Annotated in this window: 12 protein-coding genes and 1 pseudogene; 11 read left to right on the forward strand and 2 right to left on the reverse strand. The window is 37.7% G+C overall.

The genetic code is table 11. The annotated features are described in order from the left end of the window. The first annotated feature begins 44 nt into the window (after positions 1–44). From BscR1v2_RS02395 to BscR1v2_RS02445, 11 genes and pseudogenes are all read left to right on the forward strand, one after another. Complete coding sequence (locus BscR1v2_RS02395) at positions 45–1,673, forward strand: CTP synthase (RefSeq protein WP_078689606.1); 1,629 nt, start codon at positions 45–47, stop codon at positions 1,671–1,673. Between the two features lie 36 nt (positions 1,674–1,709). After that, positions 1,710–2,543: a 3-deoxy-8-phosphooctulonate synthase gene (kdsA, locus tag BscR1v2_RS02400; protein ID WP_078689607.1), complete on the forward strand. Its 834-nt coding sequence runs from the start codon at positions 1,710–1,712 to the stop codon at positions 2,541–2,543. Positions 2,544–2,622: 79 nt separating this feature from the next. Further along, positions 2,623–3,891 (forward strand): phosphopyruvate hydratase, encoded by a 1,269-nt coding sequence (gene eno / locus BscR1v2_RS02405; protein WP_078689609.1) that lies wholly within the window; start codon positions 2,623–2,625, stop codon positions 3,889–3,891. Positions 3,892–4,011: 120 nt separating this feature from the next. Beyond that, a complete protein-coding gene (locus BscR1v2_RS02410) occupies positions 4,012–4,410 on the forward strand; it encodes a TM2 domain-containing protein (protein ID WP_078689611.1) in 399 nt (132 codons plus the stop codon). 156 nt (positions 4,411–4,566) lie between these two features. Further along, the gene (locus BscR1v2_RS02415) at positions 4,567–4,896 is read left to right on the forward strand and encodes an FtsB family cell division protein (protein WP_078690297.1); all 330 of its coding nucleotides are present in this window, start codon (positions 4,567–4,569) and stop codon (positions 4,894–4,896) included. A 128-nt stretch (positions 4,897–5,024) separates the two neighbouring features. Further along, positions 5,025–6,065, forward strand: coding sequence for a pyruvate dehydrogenase (acetyl-transferring) E1 component subunit alpha (gene pdhA / locus BscR1v2_RS02420; RefSeq protein ID WP_078689613.1), 1,041 nt, complete (start codon positions 5,025–5,027; stop codon positions 6,063–6,065). A 16-nt stretch (positions 6,066–6,081) separates the two neighbouring features. Continuing rightward, positions 6,082–7,434 (forward strand): pyruvate dehydrogenase complex E1 component subunit beta, encoded by a 1,353-nt coding sequence (locus BscR1v2_RS02425; protein ID WP_078689614.1) that lies wholly within the window; start codon positions 6,082–6,084, stop codon positions 7,432–7,434. 16 nt (positions 7,435–7,450) lie between these two features. After that, positions 7,451–8,778, forward strand: a pseudogene (locus BscR1v2_RS02430) (pyruvate dehydrogenase complex dihydrolipoamide acetyltransferase). A 216-nt stretch (positions 8,779–8,994) separates the two neighbouring features. Next, on the forward strand, positions 8,995–10,455 hold the full coding sequence (gene lpdA / locus BscR1v2_RS02435; protein ID WP_078689616.1) for a dihydrolipoyl dehydrogenase: 1,461 nt from the start codon (positions 8,995–8,997) through the stop codon (positions 10,453–10,455). A gap of 76 nt (positions 10,456–10,531) precedes the next feature. Beyond that, positions 10,532–11,485: a lipoyl synthase gene (gene lipA / locus BscR1v2_RS02440; RefSeq protein ID WP_010703603.1), complete on the forward strand. Its 954-nt coding sequence runs from the start codon at positions 10,532–10,534 to the stop codon at positions 11,483–11,485. An 11-nt stretch (positions 11,486–11,496) separates the two neighbouring features. Further along, entirely contained in the window at positions 11,497–11,958 is a 462-nt protein-coding gene (locus BscR1v2_RS02445) for a type II toxin-antitoxin system RatA family toxin (RefSeq protein WP_010703604.1), read from the forward strand. 449 nt (positions 11,959–12,407) lie between these two features. Here BscR1v2_RS02445 and BscR1v2_RS02450 read toward each other — a convergent pair whose 3' ends face one another. Beyond that, positions 12,408–13,601 (reverse strand): bifunctional 2-C-methyl-D-erythritol 4-phosphate cytidylyltransferase/2-C-methyl-D-erythritol 2,4-cyclodiphosphate synthase, encoded by a 1,194-nt coding sequence (locus tag BscR1v2_RS02450; RefSeq protein ID WP_078689618.1) that lies wholly within the window; start codon positions 13,599–13,601, stop codon positions 12,408–12,410. Positions 13,602–13,668: 67 nt separating this feature from the next. Beyond that, positions 13,669–14,082, reverse strand: coding sequence for an iron-responsive transcriptional regulator RirA (gene rirA / locus BscR1v2_RS02455; RefSeq protein WP_078689619.1), 414 nt, complete (start codon positions 14,080–14,082; stop codon positions 13,669–13,671). Positions 14,083–14,201: the final 119 nt, after the last annotated feature.

The raw sequence follows: 14,201 nt of genomic DNA on the forward strand, positions 1-14,201 counted from the left end.
TTTGACTAGAAAAATTATAATAAACTGCTTATTACCGTAAGCCCATGGCACGTTATGTTTTTATTACTGGTGGTGTGGTTTCTTCTCTTGGAAAAGGCATTGCTGCAGCAGCTTTAGCTGCGATATTACAGGCACGAGGATGTCGTGTACGGATCCGTAAGCTTGATCCTTATTTAAATGTTGATCCAGGCACGATGTCGCCTTATCAGCATGGTGAAGTATTTGTTACCGATGATGGTGCAGAAACAGATCTTGATCTTGGTCATTATGAACGTTTTACTGGGCGTTCTGCTAATAACCAGGATAGTATCACGGCAGGGCGTATTTATCGCAATATCATTGAGAGGGAGCGTCGCGGTGATTATTTAGGAGAAACAGTTCAAGTTATTCCTCATGTTACAGATGAAATTAAGGCATTCATTACTACAGGAAATGAAGAATTTGATTTTGTCTTATGTGAAATAGGTGGAACGGTTGGTGATATTGAGGCAATGCCTTTTTTGGAAGCAATTCGTCAACTGCGTAATGAGTTGCCAAGGCAAAGTGCTGTTTATATGCATCTTACATTAATGCCTTATATTGCTTCTGCAGGTGAGTTAAAAACTAAACCGACACAACATTCTGTTAAAGAGTTGCAATCAGTTGGTATTGCTCCTGATATTTTATTAGTGCGTGCAGATCGACCCATTCCAGAATCAGAACGGCGCAAATTATCACTTTTTTGTAATGTTCGTCCAAGTGCAGTTATTCAGGCATTAGATGTTCTGACTATTTATGATGTTCCCATAGCATATCATAAAGAGGGTTTAGATTCAGAAGTTCTTTTTGCTTTTGGAATTAATTCAGCACCTCAACCAAATATGGATCGTTGGGAGGATATTACATATCGCATTCACCATCCTGAAGGGGAAGTAACGGTTGCAATTGTTGGGAAATATATAGGCCTGAAAGATGCTTATAAATCTCTTATTGAAGCAATTGCGCACGGTGGGTTAGCTAATAGAGTGAAGGTCAATATTGAATGGATTGAAGCAGAGCTTTTTGAAAAAGAAGATCCTGCGCCTTATTTACAAAAAGTTCATGGGATTTTGGTTCCTGGTGCTTTTGGTGGGCGTGGTGCAGAAGGTAAAATTCGAGCAATTCAATTTGCACGAGAACGTAAAATTCCATTTTTTGGCATTTGTTTTGGAATGCAATTAGCTTGTATCGAAGCTGCTCGCAATATTGCAAATATTGTAAATGCTTCATCAAGTGAATTTTGCGAGACAAAGGATGCGGTTGTAGGTTTAATGACGGAATGGCTTAAGGGGGATTTGCTTGAAAAACGTACAACATCTGGAAATCTTGGTGGAACAATGCGCCTTGGTTCTTTTGCAGCTCAATTAAAAGAAGGTAGCCATATCTCCAAAATTTATGGAACAACAAATATTTGCGAGCGGCATCGCCATCGTTATGAAGTCAATATTCATTATAAAGAAAGGCTGGAACAACTTGGATTTATTTTTTCTGGTATGTGTCCAGATGGTATTTTACCAGAAACAATAGAATATGTAGATCATCCATGGTTTATTGGTGTTCAATATCATCCAGAGTTAAAGTCACGTCCATTTGATCCGCATCCACTTTTTTCCTCTTTTATTGAGGCTACTTTAGAACAGAGCAGGTTGGTTTAGCTTTATAAATTACGTGCTCACTTTTTGAGGAATCCAATGTCTAAACCAAATACTTCTGTTAAAGTTGGAAATATTGTTTTTTCTAATGATGCGCCTCTTTCTTTAATTGCAGGTCCTTGCCAGATGGAAAGTCGAGATCACGCTTTTGAAATAGCGGGTCGGCTTAAAGCAATTGCTGATCAAATTGGCATTGGGTTTGTTTATAAATCTAGTTACGATAAAGCTAATAGGACGTCTCTTAATGCGGCGCGTGGTATTGGTCTTGAAAAAGCAATGATTATTTTTTCTGATCTTAAGAAAGAATTTGGCTTTCCGATATTGACTGATGTGCATACAGAAGAGCAATGTGAGGCTGTTGCTTCAACGGTAGATATTTTGCAAATACCAGCTTTTTTGTGTCGTCAAACAGATCTTTTAGTTGCAGCCGCTAAAACGGGGCGTGTAATCAATATTAAAAAAGGTCAGTTTTTAGCTCCTTGGGATATGGAGAATGTCTTAAAAAAAATAACTCAGAGCGGCAATCCTAATGTTATGCTTTGTGAACGTGGCACTTCATTTGGTTATAACCGTCTTGTTTCTGATATGCGCTCATTGCCAATTATGCGTTCATTTGGAGCGCCTGTTATTTTTGATGCGACACATTCTGTTCAAGAACCAGGTGGAAAGGGTGATTCATCTAGTGGGCAGCGGCAGTTTGTTGAAGCATTAGCGCGTGCGGCTGTTGCTGTTGGTGTTGCAGGTGTTTTTTTAGAAACACATCAAGATCCAGATAATGCGCCATCTGATGGGCCTAATATGATTAAAATTGATAATTTACAAAGGTTGCTTGAAATTTTAATGGATTTTGATTGTTTGGCAAAAAAACATTGAATATTCGAGTATAGATAATTTCTATGAATGACGTTAAGAATAATGTGAATCAAAATATTCATTGTAAAAGAGAATTCGTATGACTGTAATTGTAGATATCATTGGGCGTGAAGTGCTTGATAGCCGTGGTAATCCAACTGTAGAGGTTGATGTTTATTTGGAAGATGGAGTTTTTGGTCGTGCCATGGTTCCTTCAGGGGCGTCGACTGGTACGCATGAAGCAGTGGAACTTCGTGATGGTGGTACGCGCTATCAAGGCAAAGGTATTCAAAATGCTATTGCTGCAATTAATGGCGAAATTCTTCAAGAACTTGGTGGGAGAGATGCAAGAAATCAAATGGCAATTGATCAAGCAATGATTGCTTTGGATGGAACACCTAATAAAGCGCGTCTTGGTGCTAATGCAATTTTGGGTGTTTCATTGGCAATTGCAAAAGCGGCTGCAACATCATTGGGTCTGCCTTTATATCGTTATATTGGTGGGACGCAAGCTCACCTTCTTCCTACACCAATGATGAATATTATTAATGGTGGTGTGCACGCTGATAACCCAATTGATTTTCAAGAGTTTATGATTATTCCAGTAGGGGCGCCAACACTGAAAGAAGCGGTTCGTTATGGTGCTGAGATTTTTCATACACTAAAAAAACGTTTACAGGATGCAGGTTATAATACCAATGTTGGTGATGAAGGTGGTTTTGCACCTCATTTTAAGAGTGCTGAACAAGCAATTGATTTTATTATGGAATCTATTGCTGCATGTGGGTATAAACCAGGTGAACAAATTGCTATTGGTTTAGATTGTGCTTCAACAGAGTTGTATAAGAATGGTTCATATTTTTATGAAGGTGAAGGTAAGTGTCGTAATGTACACCAACAGGTGGAGTATTTAGCTCAGCTTGTTGATGCTTATCCCATAATAACGATTGAAGATGGAATGGCTGAGGATGATTGGGAAGGTTGGAAGCTTCTTACTGATTCGATCGGCAAAAAATGCCAGCTTGTTGGTGATGATTTATTTGTGACAAATTCAGTGCGTCTGCGCGATGGTATTAAAATGGGTGTTGCCAATTCTATTCTTATTAAAGTCAATCAAATTGGCACATTAAGCGAAACGCTTGATGCTATAGAAACAGCGCACAAAGCAGGTTATCGTGCTATTATATCTCATCGTTCAGGCGAAACGGAAGATTCTTTTATTGCTGATCTTGCGGTTGCAACAAATTGTGGGCAAATTAAAACTGGCTCACTTGCACGTTCAGATAGATTAGCAAAATATAATCAACTTATTCGTATTGAAGAAATGTTAGGAACACAGGCCCTTTATGCGGGCAATTTGCATCGTTAATAGCTGTTAAACAAAATATTATATTCTTTATATTAACAGCATTTTTTAATTTTACTATTTTATTAATAGCTTCACGGTTTTATTAATAATAAGTAAATAATAATTTTATAGGTGGTTGTGATGAGAGGAAGAATTATTAGTCAGGAACAGGGGACATACCTTATTTCAGGTGATGATGGTGAACGTTACCGATTTGCGCTTTGTGATTGGTTAGGAAAAAGCTCACCAAAAGTTGGTGATTATCTTGACTTTGTTGGTAAGGATGGTGCTGCTACTTCTGTTTTTCCATTGGTGAAACAACAACATTCAAAATTAATTCTCGCACTTATTTGTTGGATTGTGGGTATATTGGGTATTCATCGTTTTGTAGTTGGTAAAACTGGGACTGGTGTTTTTATGCTTGTTCTATCTTTATCTGTTTTTGGGTTAGCTATTTCTGTAGTTTGGGCGCTCATTGATTTTATCGTCATTTTAACAGGAGGTTTTACTGACAAAGATGGAAATAAAATCAGAAGTTAGCGGATGTTTTATATTTCGCCATAAAGTGTGATATTTTTATTGTTGTGGGTAATATAAAGTATAAAAATAAGCTACGTACGATTTGTTTTGATAATAAGCTGTTAATCAAAGTCATGCATAAATTAAATAGAATATTTTAAAAAGATCATGACTGTTATGTGGACAAAACAAAAACGTAGATCAATTACAGCGCGCTTTATTCTACCATTTATGACGGTTGGGGTTTTAAGCTATTTTGGTTATCATATTTATCATGGTGACTACGGGCTTTCTGCACGCAGCAAAATTATTCAGCATATTACTGAATTGAAGGAGGAGCTTTATAAAATAGAAGTTGAGCGAATGTCTATTGAAAAACGTATTTCTCTTTTACGTGATGGGCATATTGAAAAGGATATGTTGGATGAATATGTGAGGAAAAATTTAAACTTTTCCAAGCCAAATGAATTGACAATTTTAATTTCTCCTGACGAGATTAAAAATTAACTGCAATCGGTTAATCTAAAAAAACAATTTAAAACAGTCACTTACGATGAAATGTGAACTGATTTTATAATACTTGTAACTTTTGTTCGTAAAGGTTATTTCTAGATAATCATCGAAGGGAGTTTAATATGGCAGAACGGGCTAAAAAAAAATCTGCGCCGGTAATGCAAGCCACATTATCAAACGTTACCAAAACAGCGAAGAAAGCTAGTTTTACAAAAGATGAAACAATTGCCGTTTATCGCGAAATGCTTTTGATTCGTCGTTTTGAAGAAAGAGCAGGTCAACTTTATGGTATGGGCTTAATTGGTGGGTTTTGTCATCTTTATATTGGGCAAGAAGCTGTTGTTGTTGGCACATTAAAAGCATCAAAAGAAGGTGATCAGATCATCACATCTTATCGTGATCATGGCCATATGTTAGCAGCTGGTATGAGTCCGCGTGGTGTTATGGCAGAATTGACAGGGCGTCAGGGAGGCTTTTCCAAAGGAAAAGGTGGCTCAATGCATATGTTTTCCAAAGAAAAGAATTTTTATGGTGGGCATGGCATTGTTGGTGCGCAAGTTCCAATTGGTACAGGCTTGGCTTTTTCGAATCAGTATCTTGGTAAAGATAATGTGACATTGGTTTATTTTGGTGATGGTGCTGCAAATCAGGGGCAAGTTTATGAAAGTTTTAACATGGCCTCACTTTGGAAGCTTCCTGTTGTTTATATCATTGAAAATAATCAATATGCTATGGGGACGTCAGTTTCTCGTGCATCTGCGGAAACTGATTTTTCCCGTCGTGGCCTTTCTTTTGAAATTCCAGGCATTGTCGTTGATGGTATGGATGTTCATGCAGTAAAAGGGGCTGCTGATGAGGCAATTGCTTGGGCACGTTCGGGGAAGGGGCCGATCATTCTTGATATGCAGACTTATCGCTATCGTGGTCATTCCATGTCTGATCCAGCAAAATATAGATCAAAAGAGGAAGTGCAAAAAATAAAAGAAGAGCAAGATCCGATTGATCAAATAAAACAACACGTTATTAAACAAGGTTGGGTTAGTGAAGACGATTTGAAGTCTATTGATAAAGAAGTCCGTGCAATTGTCGCTGATGCAGCAGATTTTGCACAAAATGATCAAGAGCCAGATGCTTCTGAGCTCTATACTGATATTCTAGTTTAAAGTGGGGAACGTGAATATGTCTATTGATATTTTGATGCCAGCACTTTCACCAACGATGGAAGAAGGTAAATTGTCTAAGTGGCTCAAGAAAGAAGGTGATAACGTCAGCTCTGGTGATGTGATTGCTGAAATTGAAACTGATAAAGCAACAATGGAAGTAGAAGCTGTTGATGAAGGTACTATTGGTAAAATTTTAGTCCCTGAAGGTACTGAAGGTGTGAAGGTTAATACTGCTATTGCAGTATTGTTGGAAGAGGGTGAAGATGTTACAAACATTTCACAAACCACAACTAAAAAAATAGAGAAAGCTTCTTCTTCTTTATCAATGCCGGTTCGTCCTGTTTTTGATGTTGGAAGTGATCCTGATATCCCTGCGGATGTTGAAATGGTTACGATGACAGTACGTGAAGCACTTAATCAAGCTATGGCTGAAGAAATGCGACGCGATGAGGCGGTTTTTTTAATGGGTGAGGAAGTAGCGCAATATCAAGGTGCTTATAAAGTCAGCCAAGGTTTGTTGGAAGAATTTGGTACGCGCAGAGTTATTGATACACCAATTACAGAACACGGTTTTGCGGGGTTGGGTGTTGGTGCAGCATTTGGAGGTTTGCGTCCTATTGTTGAGTTTATGACATTTAATTTTGCTATGCAGGCGATTGATCAGATTATTAATTCAGCAGCAAAAACTCGTTATATGTCTGGTGGACAAATGTCTACTCCTATGGTTTTTCGTGGTCCCAATGGTGCTGCAGCACGTGTTGGAGCTCAGCATTCACAATGTTATGCTGCATGGTATAGCCATATTCCGGGTCTCAAAGTTGTTATGCCTTATAGTGCAGCTGACGCAAAAGGTTTGCTAAAGGCTGTTATTCGTGATGATAATCCTGTTATTTTTCTTGAAAACGAGATTCTTTATGGTCATCAATTTGAAGTTCCTCAAATGGATGATTTTGTTTTACCTATTGGTAAGGCGCATATTCATAAATCTGGTCAGGATGTGACAATTGTTGCTTATGGGATTGGAATGCATTATGCAGTTCAGGCATTGCCAGAAATTGAGAAGCTTGGCATTGATGTTGAATTAATTAATTTGCGTACTATTCGCCCAATGGATCTTCCAACAATTCTTGCTTCAGTTAAAAAGACAGGTCGTTTAATAACGGTTGAAGAGGGATATCCTCAATCATCTGTTGGTACTGAAATAGCAACACGTGTTATGCAGCAGGCTTTTGATTATCTTGATGCACCAGTTTCTACAATTGCTGGCAAAGATGTTCCCATGCCTTATGCTGCCAATCTTGAAAAATTGGCTTTACCGAGTATTACTGAAATTGTCGAAGCTGTTAAGGCTGTGACTTATCGAGCATAACGAAGGAAAAAGCACTATGCCTATTAAGATTACAATGCCTGCGCTTTCTCCCACAATGGAAGAAGGAAATTTGCTGAAATGGAATATCAAGGAAGGTGATAAGGTCTCTGCAGGTGATGTTATTGCTGAAATTGAGACAGATAAGGCAACGATGGAAGTAGAAGCTGTTGATGAAGGAACAGTTGCAAAGATTGTTGTTCCTGCTGGAACGCAGGGAGTTAAAGTTAATACTTTAATCATGGTTTTGGCAGAAGAAGGTGAAGACTTAAGTGAAGTGGCTAAAATCGCGGAAGATAAGTCTTCTTCTGTTTCAAAGAGAGCGCCAGTTGATGAAAAACAGGTGATATCAAAGGATATACAGGTTTCTAATGCGCCACAAGCTCAGCTATCAGTGCAGAAACATGAAAATAATATACGTCTTTTTGCATCACCTTTGGCACGGAGGTTAGCGGCTCAAGAAGGCCTTAATTTATCACTTATTTCTGGCACAGGCCCTCATGGGAGGATTATTAAGCGTGATGTAGAGAAAGTTCTAAGTGATGGTGCTCTTAAAGCTTCTTGTTCATTACAAGTTGGTCAGCCAATGGCAACTGGTATTGCGGACGAACAAATAATAAAACTATTTAGAGAAGGTGAATATACACTTACACCTCATGATAGTATGCGTAAAACAATTGCTAAGCGTTTGACTGAATCAAAACAAATGGTGCCGCATTTCTACGTAACAGTAGACTGTGAGCTTGATGCACTGTTGGCGTTACGTGCGCAACTTAATGCTGCTGCTCCAATGGTTAAAACGCAAGAAGGTACTAAACCCGCTTATAAATTGTCCATAAATGATATGGTTATTAAAGCTATTGCACTTTCTTTGAAAGCTGTACCTGATGCCAATGTGTCATGGCTTGAAGGTGGAATGCTTTATCACAAACACTGTGATGTTGGTGTTGCTGTTTCTATTCCAAATGGGTTAATTACACCAATTATTCGCCATGCAGAAGAAAAGTCTTTGCCTATTATTTCTAATGAGATGAAGGATTTTGCAACGCGTGCTCGTGAACGTAAGTTGAAACCAGAAGAATATCAGGGGGGACAACAGCAGTATCGAATATGGGTATGTATGGTGTGAAAGAGTTTTCTGCCATTATTAATTCACCGCATGCAACGATTTTTGCGATTGGTGCAGGTGAACAGCGAGCAGTTGTTAAGGATGGTGCATTAGCGATTGCTACTATGATGTCAGTTACACTTTCCACTGATCACCGCGCAGTTGATGGTGCGTTAGCAGCAGAACTTGCTCAGGCCTTTAAAAAGCTGATTGAAAATCCACTAGCAATGTTGATGTAGTGATTGTTAAAGTACTTCACATAAATTGTGTATGTGGCAAAAGTGGTGATATGGAAAAAGTAGATCTGAATAGTCTTAATAATAGTTTCGTAGTTAATGAAGGTGTTTATATGTATTCTTAAAACAGGATATACGAAAAAAATTTATCCTGTTAGTTTTCTGTTTTAAGCTCGGATAGTCTGGATCCGTTTTGTTTATGTCCATGGAGGGATTACTGTGGCAAATCTTTATGATATAATTGTGATTGGTTCAGGACCGGGCGGATATGTAACTGCAATTCGCGCGGCACAATGTGGTTTCAAGACTGCAATTGTTGAACGTGAACATTTGGGTGGTATTTGCTTAAATTGGGGTTGTATCCCAACAAAAGCTCTTTTGCGTTCAGCGGAAATGAAGCATTTTGCTGAACATGCAGAAGATTATGGGCTAAAACTTAATGGTTCAATTGAAGTAGATATTAAAAATGTTGTAGCGCGTTCGCGTGGGGTTTCAGCACGTTTAAATGCTGGTATTGGTTTTCTAATGAAGAAAAACAAGATTGATATTATTTGGGGTGAAGCAAAGCTAACTAAGGCAGCTAAAGGTAGCCAGCTTGCAGAAATTGTGGTTTCTCCATCATCCAAAGCAATTGTGCAACCACAAAATCCAGTTCCTAAGGGAACATTAGGTGAGGGGACTTATCAGGCAAAACATATAATTGTTGCGACGGGTGCCCGTCCACGTTCTATTCCCGGTATTGAACCAGACGGAAAACTTATTTGGACTTATTTTGAAGCGATGGTACCGCATACACTACCAAAGTCACTGTTGGTGATGGGGTCTGGAGCAATCGGTATTGAATTTGCTTCTTTTTATCATGATATGGGTTCTCAAGTAACTGTCATTGAAATGATGCCTCAAATTATGCCGGTTGAGGATGTTGAAATTTCAACATTTGCGCGTAAACAGTTAGAGAAAAAAGGCATACGTATTTTGACTGATGCAAAAGTGACAAAGGTTGAAAAAGCTGTTGATTCTATTACGGCGCATATCGATGTTAAAGGTAAAACAGAAACAATAACAGCTGACCGATTGATTTCAGCTGTTGGAGTTCAAGGTAATATTGAAAATCTTGGTTTAGAAGCATTAGGTGTCAAAACTGATCGTGGATGCATTGTAACTGATGAATGGAGCTGGACGGGTGTGGAAGGAATATATGCTATTGGTGATGTTGCTGGTCCCCCTATGTTGGCTCATAAGGCAGAAGAAGAAGGCGTAATCTGCGTTGAACGTATTGCAGGCCTGAAAAGTGCTCACGCGCTTGATAAAGGAAAAATTCCTGGATGTACCTATTGTACACCACAGGTTGCCTCTGTAGGACTTTCAGAGAAAGCGGCAAAAGAGGCTGGCTACGATATACGTGTTGGTCGTTATTCTTTTTCAGCTAACGGTAAGGCAATTGCTTTAGGTGAAGATCAAGGGTTGGTTAAGACTATTTTTGATAAAAAAACAGGACAGCTTCTTGGTGCCCATATGGTAGGAGCAGAAGTAACAGAACTCATTCAAGGTTTTGTTATTGCCATGAATCTTGAAACAACTGAAGAAGAATTAATGAGCACTGTTTTTCCACATCCGACATTATCAGAGATGATGAAAGAAAGTGTATTAGATGCGTACGATCAGGTTTTAAATGCTTGATAATTAGGTTATATGAAAAATTTTATATTTTATGATTTTTCATCGGCGGTTGCTCTTGAGAAGGCAGAGATCTTAGATGGTTACGGTGGTTGATAGAGTTACGAATAGACGTGTCCGTCATCCTGAAAAGGTGCATCGTCCAGATACGGTCATTCAAAAAAAACCAGATTGGATTCGTGTAAAAGCACCAACATCACAAATTTATAGGGAAACCCATAGTATTGTACGTTCCAATAAATTGGTGACAGTATGTGAGGAAGCTGGTTGTCCAAATATTGGTGAATGTTGGAGTCAGCGACATGCTAGCTTTATGATTTTAGGTGAAATATGTACGCGAGCTTGTGCTTTTTGCAATGTTGCAACAGGTATTCCACTTGCAGTTGATGATGATGAGCCAGAGCGTGTGGCAGATGCTGTTGCACAGATGGCGTTAAAGCATGTTGTCATTACATCTGTTGATCGTGATGATTTGGTTGATGGTGGTGCACAGCATTTTGCGAAAGTTATTCACGCTATTCGTCAAAAGACTCCTACAACAACAATTGAAGTCCTTACACCTGATTTTCGCCATAAGGATAATGCATTAGAAATTGTAGTTGCTGCTAAACCTGATGTTTTTAATCATAATTTGGAAACAGTTCCATCTAAATATTTGAAGGTGCGCCCAGGGGCACGTTATTTTCATTCAATTCGACTGTTACAACGCGTCAAAGAGCTTGATCCAACAATTTTTACAAAATCGGGAATTATGGTTGGTCTTGGGGAAGAACGGAATGAAATTTTTCAATTGATGGATGATTTGCGTTCTGCTGATGTAGATTTTATGACAATTGGGCAGTATTTGCAGCCTACGCGAAAGCATCATCCTGTCATTCGTTTTGTAACTCCTGATGAATTTGAATCTTTTGCCAAGGTTGGTAAGGCAAAAGGTTTTTTACATATGGCTTCTAATCCTCTGACACGTTCATCTCATCACGCTGGAGATGACTTTAAAGCTTTACAAAAAGCACGTGCTGAAAAATTTGCTTGATAGAGAGAGTTATGCCAACTTTTACAACACATCGGCAAATTGCCCATACTGCTCATGAAATGTTTAATCTTGTTGCAGATATTGAGTCTTATCCTGAATTTTTACCAATGTGTGAGGCTTTAATAATACGTTCTCGGAAGGAGTATGAGGAAAAGACATTGCTCCTTGCTGATATGACAGTTGGTTATAAAATGATTCGAGAAATGTTTACGACACAGGTACTTCTTCAACCTAAGAAAAATCTTATTGAGGTTAAATATATTGATGGTCCATTTAAATATCTTGAAAATCATTGGGTATTTCACCAAATTCAAAATATGAATGCATGTAATGTAGAGTTTTTTATTAATTATGAATTTAAGAGCAAAATGTTAGAACTACTCACGGGATCGATGTTTGATATTGCTTTTCATAAATTTACAAATGCTTTTGAGAAACGTGCTCATCAGATTTACGGTGTTTTAGAGATATAATAGTTGAGTTTTCTTGGATGCGTAATAAATATTGCATTTTGCAGGCTGCATTATAACAAGACCAAAAACTAAAAATTGAATGCAGGGAGATATTATGAAAATGCACAAATCTTATAGATTTATTGAGGTGCTATTTTCAAAATTTTTCATGTTTATAACAAAAATCGAAATTATAGTCTTTTAAGTATTTTTTATTTTCAATTATTGTAAGAACAAATTTTTGTAAAAGACATAGTGCGTTTATAAATTCAGTGCATATAGCTACCAGATTTATTTTAATTTCTTTGAATAAACAATGAATTTGCTAATCGGATCTATCCAATGATATTTATAATATCGGTAGGGTTTGTAACGGTGATTTCTTTATAAAAATGCTACGGTTGTGAGTAATAGACCTTTTGAAAGACAAGTCGTTAGAACTACATGAGACTGCATTTCACAAATACATATTATTTTAAAATTTCTCCTGGGTAAATGACAGTAGCTGTTGCAAGAGAGGCAATGCCTTCTTCACGGCCTATGAACCCTAGTTTTTCGTTAGTTGTTGCTTTAATAGAAATACGATCAGCTGAAATTGTGAGTATATTCATAAGGTGTGTTACCATCCTATGACGATAAGGACTGATTTTAGGTTTTTCTGCAATGAGTGTGATATCAACATTAGCAATACGACCGCCTGCTTTCTTAATAATATTAACAGCGTGGCGTAGGAAGATTTCTGATGATGCATTTTTCCATTGGGGATCAGAGGGAGGAAAATGAGTGCCTATATCTCCGGCACCTTGAGTAGCTAAAAGAGCATCTGTTAGTGCATGAAGAGCAACATCAGAGTCTGAATACCCATTTAATTTCTTTGTAAAAGGGATTTTTACGCCACATAATGTGACATAATCACCATCTATAAAAGAATGGACATCATAACCATTTCCAGTACGAATATCGGGGAACATAGGTGCTCTTTTCTGGAGATATGAATGTGCGGTTTCAAGATCTTCCGGCCATGTAATTTTTATATTATTAGAATTTCCAGGAATGATTCGCATAGGAATACCAAACCATTCGGCAATTGCTGAATCATCGGTGAAATTTTGTTTGCAAGATTGTATTGCTTTTTCATGAGCTGCTAAAATAAGTTCAAATGGAAAGCACTGCGGAGTTTGTGCACTATAGAAATTGGTACGCGGAACTGTTTCTACAACATAATGTGCATTATTTACACGTTTAAGAGTATCAGAAATAGGAAGAACAGGCAGAACACCTTCTTGATGGTTGACAGTATTATGAATTTGCTCAAGAAGCTTGCTTTCGACAAAAGGGCGTGCACCATCATGAATATGAACATAGTCTGGTTTAATATCTTTGAGTGCATGAAGCCCGTATAAAGCGGAGAGTTGACGTGTAGTGCCCCCTTCTACAATGATGAGATCTTTCTTAAAATCAGCTATAGCATTTTCACATATTTGGTGGTCATCTGGGTGGATAACCAAAATAATGGTTGTGATAGCTGAATGTTGCAAAAAACAACGCACAGTATGATAAATAACCGGCTTTTGCCCTAAAAGTCGGTATTGTTTTGGACTATTTTGTAAAGATCCTGCTCTTTCGCCACGTCCGGCGGCTAATATTATAGCTGCAATAGAAATACTTAATTCCTTTTAAAGTTTGGTTTAGGCTAATTGTTTTATTATTTTTTCTATAATCAATTCTTTATTAACGTTGTAATAATGGTTGTTGTAAATCAGAAATGGATGTTGTTGATAACACATCGAAAAAAGCATTTAATGCATTTTTGAGTACGATATTTAAGTTACAGGAATTAACCAGTGGGCAATTAACTTCTGTTTTATCAAAACATTCTGCCATAGAGAAATTGTCTTCTATTATTTTTACGACATCAGCCACCGAGATCTCTGTTGCTGGTTTAGCCAATTTGATGCCACCATTGCGTCCACGTACTGTTTGTAAAAAACCTGCTTCCACTAATGGTTGAAGGATTTTAAATAAAAAAAGCTCAGAAATGGCATATGTTTTAGCAATTTCAGGGATAGAACTTAAACTATCTTGATTAGATGCGCAGTACATGAGTATTCGGAGAGCATAATTTGTTTTTTTTGTTAATCGCATGACATCTCCTTGAAAAGTATTAATCAGACATACTTTATTTTAAAACTGTTTCAAAAATGTAGAAATTCTTTCTTAATTTTCTGAATTAGTTATATTTTAAACATAGCATTGCCAATTTT

It is taken from the genome of Bartonella schoenbuchensis R1 (assembly GCF_002022685.1).
Lineage (GTDB): Bacteria > Pseudomonadota > Alphaproteobacteria > Rhizobiales > Rhizobiaceae > Bartonella > Bartonella schoenbuchensis.

What these genes read in the sequence shown, in the direction of transcription:
- BscR1v2_RS02395 (WP_078689606.1), top strand. Translation starts at nt 45, where the DNA reads ATGGCACGTTATGTTTTTATTACTGGTGGTGTGGTTTCTTCTCTTGGA.
- kdsA (WP_078689607.1), top strand. Translation starts at nt 1,710, where the DNA reads ATGTCTAAACCAAATACTTCTGTTAAAGTTGGAAATATTGTTTTTTCT.
- eno (WP_078689609.1), top strand. Translation starts at nt 2,623, where the DNA reads ATGACTGTAATTGTAGATATCATTGGGCGTGAAGTGCTTGATAGCCGT.
- BscR1v2_RS02410 (WP_078689611.1), top strand. Translation starts at nt 4,012, where the DNA reads ATGAGAGGAAGAATTATTAGTCAGGAACAGGGGACATACCTTATTTCA.
- BscR1v2_RS02415 (WP_078690297.1), top strand. Translation starts at nt 4,567, where the DNA reads ATGTGGACAAAACAAAAACGTAGATCAATTACAGCGCGCTTTATTCTA.
- pdhA (WP_078689613.1), top strand. Translation starts at nt 5,025, where the DNA reads ATGGCAGAACGGGCTAAAAAAAAATCTGCGCCGGTAATGCAAGCCACA.
- BscR1v2_RS02425 (WP_078689614.1), top strand. Translation starts at nt 6,082, where the DNA reads ATGTCTATTGATATTTTGATGCCAGCACTTTCACCAACGATGGAAGAA.
- lipA (WP_010703603.1), top strand. Translation starts at nt 10,532, where the DNA reads ATGGTTACGGTGGTTGATAGAGTTACGAATAGACGTGTCCGTCATCCT.
- BscR1v2_RS02445 (WP_010703604.1), top strand. Translation starts at nt 11,497, where the DNA reads ATGCCAACTTTTACAACACATCGGCAAATTGCCCATACTGCTCATGAA.
- rirA (WP_078689619.1), bottom strand. Translation starts at nt 14,082, where the DNA reads ATGCGATTAACAAAAAAAACAAATTATGCTCTCCGAATACTCATGTAC.